The sequence below is a fragment of the Sulfurospirillum arsenophilum NBRC 109478 genome (assembly GCF_000813345.1).
GTDB classification, from domain to species: domain Bacteria; phylum Campylobacterota; class Campylobacteria; order Campylobacterales; family Sulfurospirillaceae; genus Sulfurospirillum; species Sulfurospirillum arsenophilum.
On record NZ_BBQF01000001.1, the window covers coordinates 109,944 to 129,589 of the forward strand.

At 38.2% G+C, this 19,646-nt stretch carries 24 protein-coding genes; 11 read left to right on the top strand and 13 right to left on the bottom strand.

Translation table 11 applies throughout. From position 1 onward, the window contains the following. Nucleotides 1-97: 97 nt before the first annotated feature. From rpsU to SAR02S_RS00590, 9 genes are all read left to right on the top strand, one after another. Nucleotides 98-310 carry a 30S ribosomal protein S21 gene (rpsU, locus tag SAR02S_RS00550; RefSeq protein WP_025343347.1) on the top strand — a complete coding sequence of 71 codons (213 nt, stop codon included), beginning with the start codon at nucleotides 98-100 and terminating at the stop codon, nucleotides 308-310. A 133-nt stretch (nucleotides 311-443) separates the two neighbouring features. Beyond that, nucleotides 444-1,157 (top strand): helix-turn-helix domain-containing protein, encoded by a 714-nt coding sequence (locus SAR02S_RS00555; RefSeq protein WP_041955912.1) that lies wholly within the window; start codon nucleotides 444-446, stop codon nucleotides 1,155-1,157. A 6-nt stretch (nucleotides 1,158-1,163) separates the two neighbouring features. Next, nucleotides 1,164-1,796, top strand: coding sequence for a UPF0323 family lipoprotein (locus tag SAR02S_RS00560; RefSeq protein ID WP_041955914.1), 633 nt, complete (start codon nucleotides 1,164-1,166; stop codon nucleotides 1,794-1,796). A 2-nt stretch (nucleotides 1,797-1,798) separates the two neighbouring features. Continuing rightward, nucleotides 1,799-2,980, top strand: a complete 1,182-nt coding sequence (locus tag SAR02S_RS00565) for a glutathionylspermidine synthase family protein (RefSeq protein WP_041955916.1) — start codon at nucleotides 1,799-1,801, stop codon at nucleotides 2,978-2,980. A gap of 3 nt (nucleotides 2,981-2,983) precedes the next feature. After that, nucleotides 2,984-3,916, top strand: a complete 933-nt coding sequence (locus tag SAR02S_RS00570) for a D-2-hydroxyacid dehydrogenase (RefSeq protein ID WP_041955919.1) — start codon at nucleotides 2,984-2,986, stop codon at nucleotides 3,914-3,916. Nucleotides 3,917-3,925: 9 nt separating this feature from the next. Then, nucleotides 3,926-4,423: a YajQ family cyclic di-GMP-binding protein gene (locus SAR02S_RS00575; protein ID WP_041955920.1), complete on the top strand. Its 498-nt coding sequence runs from the start codon at nucleotides 3,926-3,928 to the stop codon at nucleotides 4,421-4,423. A gap of 3 nt (nucleotides 4,424-4,426) precedes the next feature. Further along, entirely contained in the window at nucleotides 4,427-4,729 is a 303-nt protein-coding gene (locus SAR02S_RS00580) for a hypothetical protein (protein WP_041955923.1), read from the top strand. Between the two features lie 41 nt (nucleotides 4,730-4,770). After that, nucleotides 4,771-6,360, top strand: coding sequence for a phosphoethanolamine transferase (locus SAR02S_RS00585; protein ID WP_041955926.1), 1,590 nt, complete (start codon nucleotides 4,771-4,773; stop codon nucleotides 6,358-6,360). Nucleotides 6,361-6,369: 9 nt separating this feature from the next. Then, on the top strand, nucleotides 6,370-6,732 hold the full coding sequence (locus tag SAR02S_RS00590) for a diacylglycerol kinase (RefSeq protein ID WP_041955928.1): 363 nt from the start codon (nucleotides 6,370-6,372) through the stop codon (nucleotides 6,730-6,732). 161 nt (nucleotides 6,733-6,893) lie between these two features. Here SAR02S_RS00590 and SAR02S_RS13395 read toward each other — a convergent pair whose 3' ends face one another. The 10 genes from SAR02S_RS13395 to SAR02S_RS00635 all read right to left on the bottom strand — a co-directional run bounded on the left by SAR02S_RS13395 (nucleotide 6,894) and on the right by SAR02S_RS00635 (nucleotide 13,418). Continuing rightward, nucleotides 6,894-7,250, bottom strand: a complete 357-nt coding sequence (locus tag SAR02S_RS13395; RefSeq protein ID WP_156961421.1) for a hypothetical protein — start codon at nucleotides 7,248-7,250, stop codon at nucleotides 6,894-6,896. Between the two features lie 5 nt (nucleotides 7,251-7,255). Beyond that, nucleotides 7,256-7,552: a c-type cytochrome gene (locus SAR02S_RS00595; protein ID WP_041955929.1), complete on the bottom strand. Its 297-nt coding sequence runs from the start codon at nucleotides 7,550-7,552 to the stop codon at nucleotides 7,256-7,258. 72 nt (nucleotides 7,553-7,624) lie between these two features. Next, entirely contained in the window at nucleotides 7,625-7,960 is a 336-nt protein-coding gene (locus SAR02S_RS00600) for a hypothetical protein (protein WP_041955931.1), read from the bottom strand. Continuing rightward, nucleotides 7,954-9,075 carry a sensor histidine kinase gene (locus SAR02S_RS00605; protein WP_232293963.1) on the bottom strand — a complete coding sequence of 374 codons (1,122 nt, stop codon included), beginning with the start codon at nucleotides 9,073-9,075 and terminating at the stop codon, nucleotides 7,954-7,956. The genes SAR02S_RS00600 and SAR02S_RS00605 overlap by 7 nt, the downstream gene beginning before the upstream one ends. A 22-nt stretch (nucleotides 9,076-9,097) precedes the next feature. Next, nucleotides 9,098-9,772 carry a response regulator transcription factor gene (locus tag SAR02S_RS00610; protein WP_041955935.1) on the bottom strand — a complete coding sequence of 225 codons (675 nt, stop codon included), beginning with the start codon at nucleotides 9,770-9,772 and terminating at the stop codon, nucleotides 9,098-9,100. Further along, entirely contained in the window at nucleotides 9,759-9,986 is a 228-nt protein-coding gene (locus SAR02S_RS00615) for a hypothetical protein (protein ID WP_041955937.1), read from the bottom strand. The genes SAR02S_RS00610 and SAR02S_RS00615 overlap by 14 nt, the downstream gene beginning before the upstream one ends. Before the next feature lie 2 nt (nucleotides 9,987-9,988). Continuing rightward, on the bottom strand, nucleotides 9,989-10,585 hold the full coding sequence (locus SAR02S_RS00620; RefSeq protein ID WP_041955938.1) for an ABC-type transport auxiliary lipoprotein family protein: 597 nt from the start codon (nucleotides 10,583-10,585) through the stop codon (nucleotides 9,989-9,991). Nucleotides 10,586-10,595: 10 nt separating this feature from the next. Beyond that, on the bottom strand, nucleotides 10,596-11,549 hold the full coding sequence (locus SAR02S_RS00625; protein WP_041955941.1) for an MlaD family protein: 954 nt from the start codon (nucleotides 11,547-11,549) through the stop codon (nucleotides 10,596-10,598). Between the two features lie 7 nt (nucleotides 11,550-11,556). After that, the gene (locus tag SAR02S_RS00630) at nucleotides 11,557-12,291 is read right to left on the bottom strand and encodes an ABC transporter ATP-binding protein (protein ID WP_041955943.1); all 735 of its coding nucleotides are present in this window, start codon (nucleotides 12,289-12,291) and stop codon (nucleotides 11,557-11,559) included. Further along, complete coding sequence (locus SAR02S_RS00635) at nucleotides 12,288-13,418, bottom strand: ABC transporter permease (RefSeq protein ID WP_041955945.1); 1,131 nt, start codon at nucleotides 13,416-13,418, stop codon at nucleotides 12,288-12,290. Before SAR02S_RS00635 ends, SAR02S_RS00630 begins: the two co-directional genes overlap by 4 nt. Before the next feature lie 184 nt (nucleotides 13,419-13,602). On the opposite strand from SAR02S_RS00635, the gene msrA reads away from it, so the two are divergent. Continuing rightward, nucleotides 13,603-14,130, top strand: a complete 528-nt coding sequence (gene msrA / locus SAR02S_RS00640; RefSeq protein WP_041957208.1) for a peptide-methionine (S)-S-oxide reductase MsrA — start codon at nucleotides 13,603-13,605, stop codon at nucleotides 14,128-14,130. A 22-nt stretch (nucleotides 14,131-14,152) separates the two neighbouring features. Here msrA and SAR02S_RS00645 read toward each other — a convergent pair whose 3' ends face one another. From SAR02S_RS00645 to SAR02S_RS00655, 3 genes are all read right to left on the bottom strand, one after another. After that, nucleotides 14,153-14,758 (bottom strand): YhgN family NAAT transporter, encoded by a 606-nt coding sequence (locus SAR02S_RS00645; RefSeq protein ID WP_041955947.1) that lies wholly within the window; start codon nucleotides 14,756-14,758, stop codon nucleotides 14,153-14,155. A 13-nt stretch (nucleotides 14,759-14,771) separates the two neighbouring features. Next, a complete protein-coding gene (locus SAR02S_RS00650) occupies nucleotides 14,772-16,463 on the bottom strand; it encodes a methyl-accepting chemotaxis protein (RefSeq protein WP_041955949.1) in 1,692 nt (563 codons plus the stop codon). A gap of 177 nt (nucleotides 16,464-16,640) precedes the next feature. Then, a complete protein-coding gene (locus tag SAR02S_RS00655; protein WP_041955951.1) occupies nucleotides 16,641-18,332 on the bottom strand; it encodes a methyl-accepting chemotaxis protein in 1,692 nt (563 codons plus the stop codon). A 122-nt stretch (nucleotides 18,333-18,454) separates the two neighbouring features. Between SAR02S_RS00655 and SAR02S_RS00660 the strand changes: the two genes are divergently transcribed. Continuing rightward, nucleotides 18,455-19,645 carry an MFS transporter gene (locus SAR02S_RS00660; protein WP_041955953.1) on the top strand — a complete coding sequence of 397 codons (1,191 nt, stop codon included), beginning with the start codon at nucleotides 18,455-18,457 and terminating at the stop codon, nucleotides 19,643-19,645. Nucleotide 19,646 lies beyond the last annotated feature (1 nt).

The following is a 19,646-nucleotide window of genomic DNA, read 5'->3' on the forward strand; positions in this document are numbered from 1 at the left end:
GTATCTAAGAAAAATAATCATATGAGTTAAGCTTACATGTAAAAGGAATTGGGTACAATCCATTTTTAAAATTCATCAGAAAGGTGGTGGATAGAGTATGCCAGGAATTAAAGTACATCCTAACGATTCGTTTGACGAAGCGTATAGAAAGTTCAAAAAACAAGTTGATCGTAACCTAGTTGTAACTGAAGTGCGTGCAAGACGTTTCTATGAAACAGCAACAGAAAAACGCAAAAAAGATAAAATTAGTGCTCGTAAAAAACAGTTGAAAAGACTTTATATGCTTCGCCGTTACGAGTCGAGACTCTAACACACACAGCCAAGAAGTTAGCTTCTTGGCTTCTTCTCTTAACTCTCCAAAAAACTTTCTCAAAATAAACTAAACAAACCTATGATAACATGAATGTAAATATATTTCTCTTTGTTAGCAAAAGGGTTACAAGATGGATAAAAAACTAACCGTTATTGAAGCGGCAAAGCTTTTAGGTGTGAGTAAAGAGGCTATCTATAATCGTTTACGAAGAGGCTCTTTGCAAAGTGTTATTGAAAATGGTGTGAAATACATTTTGCTAACAAAAAGCAGCCTCAAAGAAGGGCCAAATACACGTAAACTCGAAAATGTTACCGATAGCGCTTATGTGGAGCTTTTAAAAGTTCAACTGGAAGAGATGAAACTCAAAAATGAAAAACTAGAATCTGATAAAGAGCGCCTTATTGCTGATAAAGAGCGCCTTTTGATTGAATCTAAAGAAAAAATAGAGATGATTTACAAAGAGAGAGATGAGCAACTTAAAGCCATTTTGACATTGGCTAATCGTCAAATTACACATACTGGAGCCGAGACAGTAACAACCAATACGTCTTCTACAAATATTCCTACACCAAAAAGTTCCACTGCGACACCTTTTTTCTTTGAAGAAGCAGATGTTCTCGATGAAGACGATGAGAGTAGGGTCGTGGAAGATATGTTTGAATCCTACAGTGACTGGAGAGATCTACGAAGCTACCTTAAAGAAAAAGGGTTTTCTAAAAAAGAGAAGCAACACATCAGCGATAAGATTGGTAAAAAAGTAGGTCAACTCAATGATGTGATGGACAAAGATGGCAAGCTTTTTATCAAAAAAGGGAAAAAGCTTAAAGAGATATTGGGAGAATAAAAAGAGATGAAGTATATTCGTAAAATTTCAGATTACATGATTGCCGGTGGTATTGGGGTGATGGTCATTGCTAGCATGCAAGGCTGTGACCAAAAAAAAGATGAAAATAAAAATGCTCTAGCGGATGCTGCAAAAACGCAAGGTGCGCTTGTTATTGTCGATGAAAGTGCCACAGGTGAGTATAAAATTGCGGAAGAGTATCCAAGTTCGACAACACGAGTCATTGTGCGAAAGCCTGATGGCAGTGAGCGCATTTTATCGCAAACAGAAATTGATGCTTTAGTACAAGAAGAGGCAAAGAAGATCGACAATAACACTTCTGCGCTTACAAATCCTCAAGTAAGTTCTGGATCAATGGGCCTAGGGGGTGTTTTACTCTCAAGTATTGCAGGTGCGATGATTGGTAGCTGGATTGGTAATAAACTTTTTAACAATCAAAATTACCAAAATCAGCGTGCGACAACGTATAAATCGCCACAGGCCTATTCTCGTAGTACTTCTAGTTTTAATAAACCTATGTCTACATCAACGAGTAGCAGTGCTACTAAAAGCAGTGGCTTTTTTGGTTCTGGTTCCGGAAGTAGCAGTTCATCTAGCGGCACTTCAAGTTCAAGTACTCCAACAAGCTCAGGAAGTTAATCATGTTACATGTAGAAAAAATCAAGCCGTTAAGCAAGGAATTTTTAGAGTCAATTGGGTTTTATTGGCATACGGATGCGGATCAAACATCTTACGTTGCCGACGAATTAGTTCTGGTCAATAATAATGAGGTAGAAGCCTATTATGAAGCAGCCAATGAGTTGTACGATATGTTTGCTGAAGCTGGGCAATATGTAATCGACAATAATTTGTTTCATGAGCTGAATATTCCGTTTAATCTTGTAGAATTGATTAAAAATTCATGGGCAAATGATGTACATTGGCATTTGTATGGTCGTTTTGATTTTGCAGGTGGTGTCGATGGGAAGCCTATCAAGTTATTAGAGTTTAATGCGGACACGCCAACATCACTGTATGAAACAGCAATTATTCAATGGGCAATGCTCAAAGCCAATGGCATGGATGAAGCAAAACAGTTTAATACTCTTTTTGAAGCCCTCAAAGAGAACTTCAAACGTCTTGTTGTTCTTGGTGGGGATACTGAAGATTTTGCTGAAAATTATGAGGGATGGAGAATTCTTTTCTCTTCCATTCGTGGGAATATCGAAGATGAAAATACCACTAGATTACTTCAAACAGCTGCAAATGAGGCTGGATTTCATACGGATTTTGCCTATGTCGATGAGGTAGGATTTAATGGTAAAGAGGGAATTTTTAAAGGAGATGAAAATTTTGAATATTGGTTCAAACTTGTTCCTTGGGAAAATATTGCGATAGAAGAGGGCGATTTGGCACTGCTTTTAGATGAAATTGTTCGTGAACAAAAGGCCATTATCTTAAATCCTGCCTATGCGCTTCTGTTTCAAAGTAAAGCGTTTATGAAAGTACTATGGGATCTTTTCCCCAATCATCCACTATTACTCGAAACCTCTTATGCACCGTTAAAAGATAAAAAACAAGTTGAAAAAAGAGCGTTTGGAAGAGAAGGTGCTAATACGGTTATCTATGATGCTGACATGTCTGTTATTGTTAAAACAGAAGGTGATTATGGCAATTATAAACCGATCTATCAAGAATATGTGGAACTTCCAAAAGATGGCGAAGGTAAATCATACCAAGCAGGTGTTTTCTTTGCTTATGAAGGATGTGGGCTTGGGTTTAGGCGAGGAGGGCTCATTATGGAGAACTTCTCAAAATTTGTGGGACACCGTATAAAGGACTAAACGATGAAAATTGTTTTTTTAGATGCCAAGACATTAGGTGATGATGCGGATTTGAGTATTTTTCAGCAGTTTGGACTGTTTGAAACCTTTGCAACTACGGCGTTATCACAGAGAGTTGAGCACATTGGTGATGCAAAGATAATCCTTACCAATAAAGTTGTTATTGATAAAGAAGTCATGGATGCATGCCCTAATTTAGGGCTTATTTGCATTACGGCTACAGGTATGAATAATGTTGATTTGGAATATGCAAAGCAAAAAGGCATTGTGGTTAAAAATGTTGCAGGGTATTCAACTGCATCGGTAGCACAAACCACATTTATGCTTGTTCTGAGCCTTTTAGAGCAGTGTGGTTATTATGACCAGTTTGTAAAATCAGGCAGTTGGATTAAAAGCCCTATGTATACGCATATTGATCGACCTTTTTGGGAACTTAAGGGTAAACGTTGGGGTATAATTGGCTTTGGTACGATTGGTAAAGAAGTGGCAAAAATTGCTTCTGCCTTTGGTTCAACGGTTGTTTTTTATTCTACCAGTGGCGCCAATAGTGACAGCCATTATGAACGTGTTAGTCTTGATGTTATGATGCAAACATGCGATGTTATTTCGATTCATGCACCTCTTAATGAAAACACAAAAAATTTAATTGCTAAAGAGCAGTTAACTATGATGAAAAAAGGTGCTATTTTAGTCAATGTTGGTCGTGGAGGCATCGTTAATGAAGATGATTTACGCGAAGTCATTGATACGAAAGAGATTTATGTAGGGCTTGATGTGTTGGCGGTTGAGCCAATGGTTGAGCATCATCCACTTTTACATGTAAAGCATCCTGAACGCTTAATTATTACGCCGCATATTGCATGGGCAAGTATTGAAGCAAGAACAGAACTGATGCGACAAGTGGGTGAAAATATCAAAGAATTTTTAAGACAATAAGGAGAAAAAATGGCAAAAGAGCATAGCTTTGACATTACTGCAGAAATCGATAAACAAAAGTTTAAAGATGCGTATGAGCAAGCTAAAAAAGTCATTACAAATCGATGGGATTTTAAGGGTATTACGTGTGAGTTTGATCACAATGAAAAAGCTAAAACCGTTACATTGTTGACAACCAGTGATAGTAAAGCCGATGCAATGGTAGAGGCGTTAATTTCAGAAGCCATTAAGCGGGATATCTCTTCTAAAGCACTCAAAGAGACTAAACGTGAAGTGGCAGGTGGCAATAAAACGAAAGTTACTGTGAGTATTGTGGATGCCATTTCCAGTGATGATGCAAAAAAGATCGTCAAAGAGATTAAAGAGCTTAAACTCAAAGTGCAAGCTTCCATTCGTGGCGATGTCGTACGTGTTGAAGGTAAAGCGATTGATGATTTACAAGAAGCGATTAAAGCGATTCGCGGATGTGATTTTGACTTCCCTGTGAATTTTACGAATCTTAAGTAACCCATGGATCAAATCCCACCTATTATTGAGATTATTCCTAAGATAAAAGGATTTTGGTGCCGTATAGCGATGTTTAGTCTTTATGGCGCACTTACGTATACTCCAATTATCGTTGGGATTTGGCTAGGCTATGTTTATAATCTTTGGATAGGCATCGCTTTTTTTCTTTTTCTTACGCTGGTCAGTGGCGTGGTAAGTTCTAAAATGCGTATTTGCTCGATTCCTTTTGAGCAGCGAGAAATGAGCTATTCGACGATGGCAATTGTTAAATGGTATCTTGCTCGGAACATCTGTTTAAAAAACTAAACTATACTTTACATGTAAAAAGAAACTCGAAGTGAGAATAAATGCAATTTAAACTAACCAGTTCTAGGCTAACGGTGATCGTAGCACTTTTCTTAGTGCTTGCCGATAATATATCTTTTTTTAAGCACGTGACACAAGTTTATGAGCTTTCTATTTCAAATCTTGGCTTTTTGATTTCATTAGGAGTTTTTTTAGCATCTGTTATTACGTTGTTCGTGACCCTACTGAGTTCTCGTTATACCCTTAAACCACTTTTGATAGCGTTGGTTTTGATTGCCTCATTGACGAACTATTTTATGAATACTTACAATGTAATTCTTGATGAATCAATGATTCAAAATGCAGTGGAAACGAACATTAATGAGTCCATGGATCTTATAAATCTGAAGCTTTTGGGTTATTTATTCTTTTTAGGTGTTATACCTTCTTTCATAATTTATCGCCTACCCGTTGCTTATGGAAGTTTCAAAAAAGAGGTTTGGGGAAAAGTAAAAAGTATAGGTATAGCACTTATACTCATTGCGGTCATCCTTTTTGCCTTTAATCGTTTTTACACTTCGTTTTTTAGAGAACATAAGCCTTTGCGCTATTACACCAATCCAACTTTCTGCCTTTATTCGGCGGGTAAATATGTCTATAACAGTTTTTATCAAAAAGAGACAACCCTAAAGCAAATTGGATTAGATGCTAAAAAAATAGAAAGTAGTAGCCGTAAATTGACGATTGTCGTCGTTGGTGAAGCTGCACGAGCAAATCGTTTTTCACTCAATGGATACGAAAGACCAACAAATCCTTTGTTGCAAAAAGAAGATATTATCAATTTTTCTAATCTCTATTCATGTGGGACATCAACGGCTATTTCAGTGCCATGTATGTTTTCTGGATTAGAGCGTAAAAATTATACCGACAAAGAAGCAAAAGCACGTGAAAATGTCATTGATGTACTTAAACGTAGTGGTACAAGTATCTTATGGCGTGACAATAACTCTGACTCAAAGGGTGTTGCATTAAGAGTAGACTATCAAGATTATAAAACGAGCCAAAACAATACGCTATGTGAAGATGAGTGCCGTGATGAAGGGATGCTCGTGGGGCTTCAAGAGTACGTTAATGCTCAAAAAGGTGATATCGTAATCGTCCTGCATCAGATGGGTAATCATGGACCAGCGTATTATAAACGCTACCCTAAAGCTTTTGAAAAATTTACTCCGACGTGTCAAACCAATCAAGTTGAAAAATGCAGTGCAGAAGAGATTGGCAATGCGTATGACAATGCCATTTTATATACTGATTATTTTCTCTCTAAAACCATTACCTTTTTAAAACAAAATGACCAAAATTTTCAAACAGCTATGATTTATATGGCAGATCATGGTGAATCTTTGGGTGAAAAAGGGCTTTATTTGCATGGTATTCCTTACTTTATGGCACCGGATGAGCAGACACATGTAGGCGCACTTATGTGGTTTGGTGCAAAAAGTAAAGAGCGTATTAATACACAGGCTATTGCACAAAAAGCATCACAAGAATACTCACATGATAATCTTTTTCATACTATTTTAGGTGTGATGGGTATTCAAACAGCGCTCTATGATCCGACAAAAGATATACTAATATACCAACAAAAATAAAGGCTTAGTGTGAGAAACCAACCTAAATATCACTTTTTCAAAAATACAACGTATGCGATTAATGGACTCAAAGATATGATTGCGAATGAGACCTCGTTTAAAATAGAGTTGGTGCTCGTACTCATTTTACTTCCTATTTTGTGTGTACTTCCATTGGACCTTTTGTATAAATTGGTAATGTTTATTGCGCTTGTGGGGATTCCTATGGCAGAAGCGATTAACAGTGCGATTGAACGTGTGACTGATTTGGTCACTTTAGAATATCACGAGATGGCAGGACGCGCCAAAGATGCAGGCAGTGCCGTTGTTTTTTTAAGTATTGTGATTTTTGTCGTTGTCTGGGGATTTGGTTTGATTCATGCTTACATGTAAGGAGCCACAAGGCTAGAATGGCCTTGTGATAGAGCGTGTTAGTGACATACCAGTTTTGATCATAATTTTTTTTCATATGCCCTGCAAATGGTATAAAAGAGTACTACCCTAGGATCGCGAAGAGAATTTAACACAAGAGAGAGATCCATAGTTTTCTCCTATTAATTTTGAGTAGTAAGCCAGGCTGCTAGTACTTTTGTTTCATGTTCTGCTAATTTGATAGGTGGTATATAATTGCGCACACCAGCAACAATAAATCTGTGAGAATGATTTCTATTGTTGCTACATCTTGCGCAAGGAAGCGATCTGGCAAATGGTTTATAGGCAGCACCTTTCTCCAGCGCATGGCAATTTGAACACGCTAATTTGGCGATTAGCTTTCCTACTTCAAGTTGAATTGGCGTTTTAAATTTAGAGCAGAAAGAATAGTAGGTCAGTAGAAAAGGCATGAGTGCTAAAAGAGTACTTGAAAATAAAGAGAAGGTGAGAAGAAAATGAAGGGAAATAAATCCCTTCATAGAGGTTATTTGATCGTAGAGATGTACCCTGCAAGTGCTTTAATGTCATCAGCACTTAAATTCTTGACTTGAGGTGTCATGGTTCCTTTTAATGGACCACCATACGTACCTTCCTTGTAACCATTAAGCGCAGCTGTGATTTTAGCAGCATCCCAACCCGCAATAATTTGCGATTTATTGAGTGCTGATTTTTCCGCTTTTGCCCCGTGACAGGTCGCACAGGTTTTAAAAAGTGTTTCTGCATCTGCTGCAAAAATGGAAGTAGCATATACAAGACTTACCAAAAACAATACTTTCTTCATTGTAACTCCTTATACAAATAATAGATGAATTATATAAATATAAAGTGAATTTATTGTGAAATAAAAAAGTAATTATTTTAATTTATCAAAAACTTTGTATTTATCCCAGTAGCTATCGAGAGCTTCTTGGAGTTCTGCATCACTAAGGGTTGTTTTTTTCTTGACCCCAAAGCGATTAATGAGCCCATCCACCAAAATAGAATTTTCAGCTTTTGGATTTTTCAGATAGTGGCTCATGGCACGTTTGACTTCTACCTCACTGCTGTATTTAAGTAAATAGCGGTAAAAAAATTTGTCAATTTTAACAGCCATATCTTCATGACAGGGGATGCAATTTTTTTCATATACACCTGTTTTTGCACTAAGATAAGAGGCAAGCAGTATGAAAATAAAGGCTTTTTTTACCATGTAATCCTCACTGTTGTTCCTTCTTCTAGTATCGAATCTATCTTTACATGTAAAGCATACTCTTTAGCAATGCTAGCCACAATACTAAGCCCTATACCAAAGCCTCCAACACTGCGATCAAAGCGTGAATAGCGCTCAAAGACTTGGTTTATTTTACTCTTTTCGATGCCTCTTCCACCATCACGTATTTCAATGCCATGTTCGGTAAGGCTTATATGAATTGTTCCACCTATTTTATTGTATTTAATGGCATTGGAGAGAATATTATCGAGCAGTTTTGCAATTTTTTTACGGTCAATCGTGAGTACAACACCCTCTTGAAGTTCAATACTTAGCGCAATTTTCTTAGATTCAAAGAGCAGTGAGAAGTACTCTATGCGCTCTTCAATGAGCAATTTGAGATCGACTTCAACATCTTGTGAAAGAATTTGATGTGAGAGTACCAAATAGGTGAGATCATCGTAAAGATTGGAAATAGTTTTGGATGCAATAGTAATACGTTTGATCTTTTTTGCCAAGTTTTCATCCAGTGCTTGTGTGTCGATCATCTCAATATTAGAAAGAATGGCATTTACAGGTGTGTTCAGTTCGTGTGTGGTATCTTTGATGAAGCGATCCAAGAGCGAGATAGTGTCTCTCATGGGACGGAGTAAAAGACCCAGTAAAAAGTAACCTATAACCACTAAAATACCAAAAATGACAGCACCATAAATCAAAAGTTTGCGAAAAACTTTTTTATCCCATGAATGTGGTGCATTCACCTCTATGACAATGTAACGCGCACCCAAGTAGTAGGACTCTAGCTCTTTGATAAAGTAGATGTGAGCGTTTTTAAGGTATATATCTTCATACAAATTAACTTTAGTTGTACTGAGCGTTGAGAAGATTTGTTTGAGGCTACTATCATAAATGGCAGAGTTAAAACGCTCATCTCTAGGATACGTTTGTTCTTTGTCAAGGTTTACATGTAAAGATTTTAGCCGTACAATTTGTTCATTCGTAAGATTGGAAAGGGCTTCTCTTTGGTTTTGAAGCATCAAGTCACGCTCCAAGCCATAGTACAAAAAAGCCACGAACGCTAAAATGAGCAGTGCTAAAAAAGCGTAGAGAAACAAAAACGATCTTAGCGTTTTCTTCTCACGCGAGCGTAAATTTATATCCCAATTTTTTAATGCTAACAATGCGATCCTTCCCCATAATTTTACGAAGGTTCTTAATGTAAGTGCGAAGAGTATCGTCACTACCTTGTTCGTCGTATTCCCACAAATGTGCCATAATCATCTCATGGCTAATGATTTCATTTTTCTTTTGTAAAAAGAGTTTGAGTAGTTTCGCTTCTTTATTTTGAAGTTGAACAACTTTATTTTGAACTAACAGTTGGTTACCCAGTGAGTCGTACTCTATACTTCCATCAATGCGTATTTTAGGGCTAGGCGCGTGAAAAAACTCACGCTTTACAATGGTTTCTATGCGAAAGAGCAGCTCTTTAAGGGCAAAAGGTTTGCGCAAATAGTCATCACAACCACTCTCATAACCATGTTCCAAATCTTCGATGGCATTGAGAGATGTGAGAAAAATAGCAGGGGTTGTGTTGCCTTCTTTGCGTACTTTTGAAAGAAGCTCAAAGCCATTGAGGGAAGGGACATTGACATCGAGTAAAAAAAGATCAAAATGGTGCTCGTAGATAATCTCTTCAGCCTCCGTTCCATCGTACACAGGCGTGACTTCATAGCCTTTGGACTCTAAGAACTCACACACCGTTTCACTTAGATTGGTGTCATCTTCTAAAAGAAGCAATTTAGTTTTGGGCATTATCTCTTCTTTTTTTATCTTCTTCATAAAGTGCTTTTTGCGTTTCACTCATTTGATCTAAACGTGTATCAAGTTCCTCATATAAACGTTCCTCTTTGGATGGATCAATATACCCAATAAGGGCTATTAATTCTTCTGTACTCATCTCACTAAAATCAGTTTTTGCCCAAAGTGTAGAGAGTACGAGTAACCAGACAAAGAGGATTTTTTTCATTTTTATTTGCGAATTCCATTGATCCATAGTGAGAGACTTTTGATAACATCAGCGGTTGCAACGTTAAACGCCTCTACTGCACCTGCTGCACCGTTTGTATTGGTGACATCTTTTTTAGATGAGAGTTTAACGCTTCCTAGCACTTCACCTGTTTTAATTTCAACAAGGCGAAAACGGATGCTTACATAGGCATAGGAGGTTCCATCTTCACGAAAAACTTCTTCAAAATTTTGAAGAACAGGCTCTAACACAAGGTTATTAGATGCCATGGAAGTACCTGAAATGACAGACTCAAAGTGATGTTGATCTTGCAATGCTTCGGTGATGAGGTATTGAAATTTCAAAGGAGGTGTTTCGCTCCATGTACCATATTTGTACGGTTGCAAAGCACCATCTTTTTTGTATGCAATGGCTCTGGAATTGAGACCGCTAGGAGCATCGATATAAGCAACCTTGAGCACATCTTTGTTATGTACACTAAAAGACTCCAATTTCAACATAGGCTCTAATGTATAGTTATAAGGTTTGAGTGTTGTCTCTTTCACACTACAACCGCTAAAGAGTAAAAGCGTGGTTAGGGCTAGAAGTAAGCTTTTCATCATATTTCCTTTATCGTTCATTTGGAGCAGGATTGATACTCCCTTCTTTGAAGAGAAGATCGCTCGGACTATCTTTGAGGTTACTAACCAGATCTTTGGTTTCATTGACGAGTACATGTAATTCTTGAAGGGTTTGTTGAAGTGGAATCAGGTTTTCTTTTACTAAAATATCGACATCAAATGAGCCTTTGTCTAACTTTTGATGAAGCCCTCCCATAACTGTGGAGACGCTTTGAGACGCTTCTTTGACTTTATTCATGGTGTCTATACCTGTATTATCGATCGCAGAGCTGAGTGAATATGACATATCTTTGACCCCTTTTGCCGCAGCCGTTGCTTCTAGTAAAAGTTGGTTGATTTCTTTGTTATGGGCTTCGATGTTTGCCATTGTTTTACTGGTAGATTCAGCTATTTTCGCACTGTTTTCGATGATAATCTCAAGATTTCTAACATTCTTCTCGCTCATAATACTCTCAGCTCGTTCAAAAATCATCTCAGCTTTTGTGCTTAACGAGGTAATGGTCTTATCAAGTCTTGAAAAAGTGGACGGACGTGAATAGATAATGCCGTATTCTTCTACCTTCCCGCTTGTTTTAAGATCTTTGGCTTCATTGGTTCCACCTTGGAGTTGAATAAAACTAAGTCCTGTAATACCTTGCGCTTCAATAGCAGCATAGGTATCTTCTTTGATAGGTGCATCATCTTGAACGCGAATGGTGACTAAAACCTCTTCAGCATTTTTAGGGTTGATGGTGATGGTGCGTACTTCACCTATTTGGACACCTCGAAGCTTGACAGGAGCTTTTTCATTGAGCCCTGAAACAGACTCTTTTGTGGCAACTCTGTAAAATTTAAAGGTACCTTTATCGGAGTAGTTTCCTAGCCAAAGAATTGAAAAAACACCTCCGATGAGCAACACAAAAATAAATGCGCCTACTAAAATATAACTTAGTCTATTTTCCATTTTTGCCTCAACTTAAAAATTTTTTCAACTCATCGTTGGTCGTCTGCTTTAAAAGCTCCATATTTCCTTCAAACAGCACTTTTTTGTTCCCTAGTATAACAAAACGATCTAATACAGTTGCAATGGTGTCTTTATCGTGCGTAACCATAACAACCGTAATGCCCAGTGTATCGCGAAGGGTTACAATGAGTTCATCAAAAGCTCGCGCACTTTGTGGATCAAGACCAGAGGTTGGCTCATCCAAAAAAAGTAATTTAGGATCAAGCGCAAGGGAACGTGCTAAGCCTGCTCTTTTTTTCATACCACCACTGAGTTCCGAAGGATACATCGAAGCAACTTTAGGGGGGAGTCCTACCATGGAAAGCTTCATCAAAGCAGACTCAACAATGAGCCAATCGGGTAGATCTGTATATTCACGCATCGCAATGGTTACGTTTTCTAAAATCGTTAAAGAGGTAAAAAGAGCGCCAAATTGAAATAACACTCCCCACTTTTGCCTAAGTTTCTGAGCCATTTTAAAAGAGGTTGTCCTGACATCTGTTCCCAAGACAAGCATCTGCCCTGCGCTTGTCTTTTGAAGCATAATCATTTCGCGAAGCAGTGTTGTTTTACCACTACCACTACCGCCTAGAAGCCCAAAAATTTCTCCTTTTTGGATTTTGAAGCTAACTCCATCATGGATGACATTCTTCCCAAAAGAGGTCACAATCTCTTTAGCTTCAATAACGACGTGGTTCTTCATAAGCCCATCTCCGTTAGAAGTACAGAGATAATTGCATCAATAGCGATAACCCAAAAAATAGCATTGACGACACTAATCGTTGTGTATTTACCAACACTTTCGGTGCTACTATCGATCTGAAAGCCACGAAAACAACCAATAGTTGCAATGACACAGCCAAAAATAGGTGCTTTGATCAACCCAATAATTAAATGTTTAAGTGCTACCGTCTCCTTAATGCGATCAATAAATTCAACAAAACTGACATCGAGCTTTGTTGAAGCTATCACCATCCCGCCAAAAACAGAGACAATGTCCCCAAAAAAGACTAAAAGAGGTAAAGAAATAATCAGTGCAAACAGACGAGGTAACACTAAAAAATTCCAAGGTGAAAAACCCATGGAACTCATGGCATCCACTTCATCGGTGATTTTCATAACACCAATTTGCGCTGTGTAGGCTGAAGCACTTCGTCCTGCAACAACGATTGCTGTTAAAAGCGGTGCAAGTTCACGTACCGCGGAAATAGTCACCATTTCGACAATGAATATGTTTGCACCAAATTTTTCTAATTGGGTTGCTCCTTGATAAGCGATAACAATACCAATTAAAAATGAGGTCAACAAGATAATAGGAAGCGCACCAGCGCCACTTTGTTCGATGTGATAAAGGGTCGCTTTGAGACGAATAGTGAGAGGTTTTAAAAAAGCGGCAATTACATAATGGGTTAACTCTCCTGTAAAAGCAAAAAAGGAGGAGAGCGTTTTGTAACCTTCAAAGACATCTTTGCCCACATTTTCAAGGTAGGAGAGAATAAATATCTCTTTTTTTTCAATGACGTTTTCGCGTGGATAGTTTTGTTCACAAATGGTGAGTAATTTTTCCAAAGATTCACTTGCTCCCACTTTAGAAACAATACACTTCTGTGCTTCAAGTCTTTTAGCATGATGCAAAATTAGCATAATTCCATGCGTGTCAAATTCAGTGATCTCTGAAAGATCAAGCGTGTAGGTTTCTTTTGGTTTACATGTAAGCGTATTAAATGTCAGATCAAGCGCATGAACGGCTTCTTTGACCCAATTGCCCTGCAATGCCACAGTAAAACCATCGTTTGTTTGTGTTACTTGCAGCGAGGGTTTGTTTTTCATTTTGACATACACCCTATTTTTTTGGTTATTATAACATAATTAGGTTATTCAAAACGGCACAGATTAGGTTTTATCAATGGATGCTATAATCTTTAGCAAAAGGGAGTTGTTCATGAAAAAAGTACTCTTTTTAATGCTGCTTTCACTGAGTGTTATCACTCACGTGAGTGCAAAGGAGACAGATATGAAATACGAAGTTGCAACATTGGGTGGCGGCTGTTTTTGGTGCTTAGAAGCAGTTTTTGAAGAGACACGCGGAGTGATTGATGTCGTGAGTGGTTATGCAGGAGGAACACTTCACAATCCAAGCTATGAGCAGGTCAGCAGTGGCACCACAGGGCACGCTGAGGTGGTTCAAGTGACGTTTGATCCTAACATCATTTCGTATGAAGCACTGCTAAAAATCTTTTGGCTCATACACGATCCAACAACACTTAATCGTCAAGGAAATGACGTAGGTACACAATATCGCTCCGTTATTTTTTACCATGATGAAAAGCAAAAAGAGAAAACTGAGGCTTCGGTGAAAGAATTTGCGAGTAAATTTACCAAACCTATTGTCACCGAAATAAAACCTTTGGAAGTTTTTTACAAAGCAGAAGCGTACCATCAAGACTATTTCAAAAACAATCCCAACCAAGGCTATTGTATGTTTGTAGTTTCACCTAAAGTGCAACACTTTAAGCATGAGTATAAGGATTTGCTCAAGTAGCCAAATCCTTTACATGTAAAACTCAAAAAGTGTGAATCAGTCCTCGTATACCATCGATGAACATCTGTACAGACATCATCAAAAGAAGCATTCCCATGAGGCGCTCAAGGGCTGAAAGTCCTTTTTCACGCAGCAGTTTATAAAGCATGGGAGAAAGGTACATAATGAGTGCTGAAGCAAACCATGCTAACACAAGCGCCATAAAAAGATTACCAAGCTGATCTGTGTGAGATTTACCCAGCACTAAAAGAGTCGCGAGTGTTGAAGGTCCTGCAATGAGGGGCATAGCGATGGGTACCATAAATGGCTCTTTGGATGAGCCGTAGAGCCCGCTACTCCCTTCAACTCCAGGGAAAATCATCTTTATACCAATCACAAAAAAGATGACGGCTCCTGCGATGCGTACAGACTCTGTCTCCAAGTGAAAAATATTCAAAAAGAGCTCTCCTCCAAAGAGGAAGAGCATCAAAATCCCAAGACCAAAAAGCATTTCACGGATAATAATAATTCTTTTGCGTTGCATGTCCACGTCTTTGAGAATAGAGAGGATGACGGGTACTGCTCCAAAAGGATCAATCACAAAAAATAAAAGTATGGCTGTCGAAACAATTGAAAAATCAGCGTTCATTCGTCTACACTCATCAGGTTCTAAACTCAGAAAGTTTGAGGTTCAAGGTCTCAGTCATACGACTCAGATGCTCAGCCGCACTAGCAATCTCTTCAACACTTCTCGCATTTTGAGAAGAGATGTCGTTGATTTGCGAAACATCATTCATCATGGACTCAATGTCAGAACCCGTTTTAAGATAGTTCTCGGCTGTTTTATCCGAAACTTTTGTTGCGTTGCCCATGACGTGGAACATATTGTTTATCTTTGTCTCAACCTCACTGGCCGTAGTTGCAAGGGACTCTACTTTTTTAGAATTTGATGTCATCTGATCGCTACTGTCTGCAATGGCTTGAACGATAACATTGATGGTCGCATTGATCTCTTGAAGGCTTTTTTGAGTACGTTCAGCAAGTTTGCGTACTTCGTCCGCAACCACAGCAAAACCACGTCCATGTTCTCCTGCACGCGCTGCTTCAATGGCGGCATTAAGCGCTAGTAAATTAGTCTGATCGGCAATATCGCCAATCACAACCAAGATGTCTTTCACTTGATTTGCATCTGAACTTAGCTGTTGGACACGGTGTGCTAGTTCAATTTCGGTTGAAGCACTGTTTTGAATATCTTTGGTGAGCTCCAAAATCGCACTGTTAGCATCTTTTAGAAAATCATTGGCTTTAAGAAGCTCTTCTTTGCCAGCTTTGGCTTCCCCCATACCTGTCGTCATCTCATTTTTCAGTGTTGTTGCTTTTGATGTGGTATTGCCAACAATTTGCATGGATGTTTCAACGGCTCGTCCGACTTCCAAAGAAGTAGAAGAGAGTTCATGTGAAATAGACGAGTTTTCATTGGAGAGGTTTTTAGCCTCACTAATTAAAATGCGTACTTTTTCAATAAAACGGTTGATACTTGTACTGGCTTGTGCAATTTCATCATTGCCAACAACTTCAAGCTTTCGTGTTAGATCACCATCGCCACTGGAGAGGTTATCTGCTTTGTCGATAAGATCATTAAGCGGATTGGAAATGGTTTTTTTGATGATAATGGCGGTAGCCACAATACTCAAAATAACTAAGACTAAAGAGATAAGTAAAAAAGAACGAATTTGGGAAGCAACATTATCTCCAATCTGCGTTTTGAGTTTACCGACTTCGGCTTCGACATTATCGACGTAAATACCTGTTCCCATCATCCATTTATAAGGCTCAAAAGGTACGGCATATGCATATTTTAAGAAAGGTTGTCCGTCTTTGATTTTTGGGAAAAAGTACTTCACAAGACCTCCGCCTTTTTGGGCAGTTTCGATGAGTTCTTTAACAAAAAAGACCCCATTGGCATCTTTGAGGGTGCTTAGGTTTTTACCTTGGAGTGATTTATTGGTTGGAAGCATAACATTGGTTCCATCGGATTCATAGATAAAAAGATAACCACTCTTGTCATCAAAAAAGCGAAGTCCATCAAGTTGCGAGACAATAGCTTCTTTAATTTTTTCATCGGGTGTCCCTTTTGCTTTCTCAGCTTTATAGATTGCCTGAGCACTCTGTTGCATCATCTCCATAATGGTTTTGAGTTCATTTTCATAAAAAGAATAGGCACTCTTTTCATAATCGCTCACGAACATCCCTGCATTGCTTTTTGTATTGGTATAAGAAATACCAATTAAACAAGCGCCCAAGACAAGCAGTGATAGGATGAGAGAAATTAAAATGCGTGTTGAAATTTTCATTTTTCCTCCTTTAAGGCTATTAATGTTCATTGTAACACAAAATATAATCCAATTTTATTAAAATAATGAGGAAGGAAAGAGAGTCAAATAATGATTGACGGGAAAGGAACATAGCGTGTTAAAAAAGCATTGGGTAAAGATTTAGCACGCATGCTAAATCTTTACATGTAAAGCTATTTACGTTCTAAATTCTGAGAGTTTAAGGTTGAGTGTTTCGGTCATACGACTTAGATGTTCTGCCGCACTGGCAATTTCTTCAACACTTCTTGCATTTTGGCTGGAAATATCGTTAATCTGGGTGATATTTCCTATCATAGACTCTATATCAATACCTGTTTTGAGGTAATTTTCTGTTGTCTTGTCCGAAAGTGAAGTGGCGTTATTCATAACATGAAACATATTATTAATTTTAGTTTCGACATCACTAGCCGTAGTTGCCAAAGACTCTACTTTTTTGGAATTTGAAGTCATTTGATCGCTACTATCCATAATAGCTTGAACGATGACATTGATGGTCGCATTGATCTCTTGAAGGCTTTTTTGAGTGCGTTCTGCGAGCTTTCGTACTTCATCCGCAACCACAGCAAAACCACGTCCATGTTCACCTGCACGTGCTGCTTCAATGGCGGCATTAAGAGCTAGCAAATTGGTCTGATCGGCAATATCGCCAATGACAACCAAGATATCTTTCACTTGACTGGCGTCTACGCTTAACTGTTGGATGCGATGTGCTAATTCAACCTCTGTTGCGGCACTGCTTTGAATATCTTTGGTGAGCTCCAAAATGGCACTGTTTGCATCTTTAAGAAAATCATTGGCCTTTAGAAGTTCTGTTTTTCCCTCTTTAGCTTCGGATATACCTTCTTCTAGTTCATCTTTTAATACATGTGCTTTTGACGTCGTGTTGCCCACAATTTGCATGGATGTTTCAACGGATCGACCCACTTCGAGTGAAGTAGAAGAGAGTTCATGGGAAATAGACGAGTTTTCATTGGAGAGGTTTTTGGCCTCACTGATTAAAATACGCACTTTTTCGATAAAACGGTTAATGCTACTGCTTGCAATGGCTATTTCATCATTACCAATGACTTCAAGTTTGCGTGTTAGATCGCCATCGCCACTGGAAAGATTATCGGCTCTTTGAATCAAATCGTTGAGAGGTTTAGAAATCGTTCGCGTAATGATAAAGAGCGTCACACCAAGACTGAGTAATAACAATACCACTGAGATCAAAAGAAACGATCGAATCTGCGAAGCCGTATTGTCATCAATGCTATTTTGAAGTTTGTCAACTTCTTTATCCACATCATCAACGTATACACCTGTTCCAATCATCCAGTTATAGGGCTCAAAGGAGAGAGCGTAAGAGAATTTTGGCAAAGGTTTGCCGTCTTTTACTTTGGGAAAGTTGTATTTGACTAAACCACCACCTTTTTTAGCCGCTTCGATAAGATCTTTAATAAGAAAAACACCATTGACGTCTTTGAGCGCCATGAAATTTTGACCTTGAAGTGCTTTATTGGTTGGCATTAAGACATTGTCCCCATTGTAGGCATAAACAAAGATATACCCACTTTTATCATCGAACAAGCGTAAGGCATCAAATTTTTCCAAGATAGCTTTTTTGATTTCTTCATCCGATGTTCCCTTGGCTTTTTCCACTTTATAGATAACGTTTGCGGTCTGTTGCATCATCTCCATAATGGTTTTGAGTTCATTCTCATAAAAAGAGTAGGCACTCTTTTCATACTCTTGAATAAACATGTTCGCATTTTTTTTGGTGTTAGTGTATGCCACACCGATAATACAAGCTCCTAAGACTATCAACGATAGTATCAGGGAGATTAAAATTCGCGTTGATATTTTCATAACAATTGCCTTTTTGTTTTTTATTAGGTTTATGAGTTAACGAGCCTATTTTAGCATAAAAAAAAATTTAAAATTATTAATGAAAAGCGATACAATGATGCCGAATGAATTTAGGAGATAAAATGAACCATTACATAGAATTGTTGCGTACAAATGTAACACTTCTAAGGCTGAGTATTATTCAATTGATCTGTTATTTTGGTGCTTGGTTTAGCCATATGGCAATTTATACACTTTTGATTAACTTAGATGCTCCCATATGGGCACTAAGCGCTGCTGCGGCGTTTACTTTTTTGCCTTCGATGCTTTTAGCACCTTTTAGTGGAGCGATTATTGATAAAGTCAATACCAAAAAGTTTATGCTTTTTCTAACGGCTATAGAGATAGTCACGGTATTTTGGCTTATGTTTATAACATCTCTAGACGCACTTTGGATGTTGTTGGGACTGATTTTTATTCGTATGGGAACAGGGAGCATCTATTTCCAAACGGAGATGTCTCTTTTACCAAAAATTTTAAGTGATAAAGAGCTGAAAATTGCCAATGAAATTCACTCTATTATTTGGTCAACCTCCTATGCTCTTGGTATGGCAGCATCTGGCTTTTACATCCATTATTTTGGAACGACGAGTGCTTTTATTGCCGATATGATTTTGTATGGCGTAGGTTTTTATCTGCTTTTGGGTCTAGATATTCCCTCTTTGGTAAGTAAAAATACGTTACATGTAAGGGCACTGATTTGGAGTGGGTTTATCTATATTAAAGAGAATCCAAAGATCATGCATCTTATTTTTCTTCATGCCAGTATTGGCTTTACTGCGTACGATGCTCTTATTGCGCTTTTAGCAGATCATGAGTACAAACATCTTTTATCGATTGCATTAGTTATGGGATTTATCAATGCTTCTCGTGCATTTTCTCAAGTGCTAGGACAATTTGTACTCAGCCGTTATATCAATCAAAACAGTCTCTTTTATCTCTTCATTGCGCAAGGTGTGAGCATTATTCTTTGGGGCATTTTGCAATATGATTTTTACCTGAGCTTTGTAGGTATCTTTCTTTGTGGGCTTTTTACAACAACGTTATGGTCGTACACCTATACGCTTTTACAGTATGAAACAGATGCCGAATTTTATGGCAGAGTGATCGCTTATAACGATATGGTCTTTATGGGCGTATGTACCTTGGTCTCTTTTGCCATTGGTGCGCTGTTTGAATGGGGAATGCCGTTGTGGATGATAACGTGCATGTTAGGGTTTGCTTTTATCGTGATAGGTTTTTATTGGAAGTGGATACAAAAAGTGATAAAATAGT

Coding starts and splice junctions, on each gene's coding strand:
- SAR02S_RS13395 (WP_156961421.1), bottom strand. CDS start 7,250: ATGAAGGGATTTATTTCCCTTCATTTTCTTCTCACCTTCTCTTTATTT.
- SAR02S_RS00625 (WP_041955941.1), bottom strand. CDS start 11,549: ATGGAAAATAGACTAAGTTATATTTTAGTAGGCGCATTTATTTTTGTG.
- SAR02S_RS00635 (WP_041955945.1), bottom strand. CDS start 13,418: ATGAAAAACAAACCCTCGCTGCAAGTAACACAAACAAACGATGGTTTT.
- msrA (WP_041957208.1), top strand. CDS start 13,603: ATGAAATACGAAGTTGCAACATTGGGTGGCGGCTGTTTTTGGTGCTTA.
- SAR02S_RS00660 (WP_041955953.1), top strand. CDS start 18,455: ATGAACCATTACATAGAATTGTTGCGTACAAATGTAACACTTCTAAGG.
- SAR02S_RS00580 (WP_041955923.1), top strand. CDS start 4,427: ATGGATCAAATCCCACCTATTATTGAGATTATTCCTAAGATAAAAGGA.
- SAR02S_RS00620 (WP_041955938.1), bottom strand. CDS start 10,585: ATGAAAAGCTTACTTCTAGCCCTAACCACGCTTTTACTCTTTAGCGGT.
- SAR02S_RS00575 (WP_041955920.1), top strand. CDS start 3,926: ATGGCAAAAGAGCATAGCTTTGACATTACTGCAGAAATCGATAAACAA.
- SAR02S_RS00560 (WP_041955914.1), top strand. CDS start 1,164: ATGAAGTATATTCGTAAAATTTCAGATTACATGATTGCCGGTGGTATT.
- SAR02S_RS00565 (WP_041955916.1), top strand. CDS start 1,799: ATGTTACATGTAGAAAAAATCAAGCCGTTAAGCAAGGAATTTTTAGAG.
- SAR02S_RS00650 (WP_041955949.1), bottom strand. CDS start 16,463: ATGAAAATTTCAACACGCATTTTAATTTCTCTCATCCTATCACTGCTT.
- SAR02S_RS00600 (WP_041955931.1), bottom strand. CDS start 7,960: ATGGTAAAAAAAGCCTTTATTTTCATACTGCTTGCCTCTTATCTTAGT.
- SAR02S_RS00570 (WP_041955919.1), top strand. CDS start 2,984: ATGAAAATTGTTTTTTTAGATGCCAAGACATTAGGTGATGATGCGGAT.
- SAR02S_RS00555 (WP_041955912.1), top strand. CDS start 444: ATGGATAAAAAACTAACCGTTATTGAAGCGGCAAAGCTTTTAGGTGTG.
- SAR02S_RS00630 (WP_041955943.1), bottom strand. CDS start 12,291: ATGAAGAACCACGTCGTTATTGAAGCTAAAGAGATTGTGACCTCTTTT.
- SAR02S_RS00615 (WP_041955937.1), bottom strand. CDS start 9,986: ATGAAAAAAATCCTCTTTGTCTGGTTACTCGTACTCTCTACACTTTGG.
- SAR02S_RS00655 (WP_041955951.1), bottom strand. CDS start 18,332: ATGAAAATATCAACGCGAATTTTAATCTCCCTGATACTATCGTTGATA.
- SAR02S_RS00595 (WP_041955929.1), bottom strand. CDS start 7,552: ATGAAGAAAGTATTGTTTTTGGTAAGTCTTGTATATGCTACTTCCATT.
- SAR02S_RS00585 (WP_041955926.1), top strand. CDS start 4,771: ATGCAATTTAAACTAACCAGTTCTAGGCTAACGGTGATCGTAGCACTT.
- SAR02S_RS00645 (WP_041955947.1), bottom strand. CDS start 14,758: ATGAACGCTGATTTTTCAATTGTTTCGACAGCCATACTTTTATTTTTT.
- rpsU (WP_025343347.1), top strand. CDS start 98: ATGCCAGGAATTAAAGTACATCCTAACGATTCGTTTGACGAAGCGTAT.
- SAR02S_RS00610 (WP_041955935.1), bottom strand. CDS start 9,772: ATGCCCAAAACTAAATTGCTTCTTTTAGAAGATGACACCAATCTAAGT.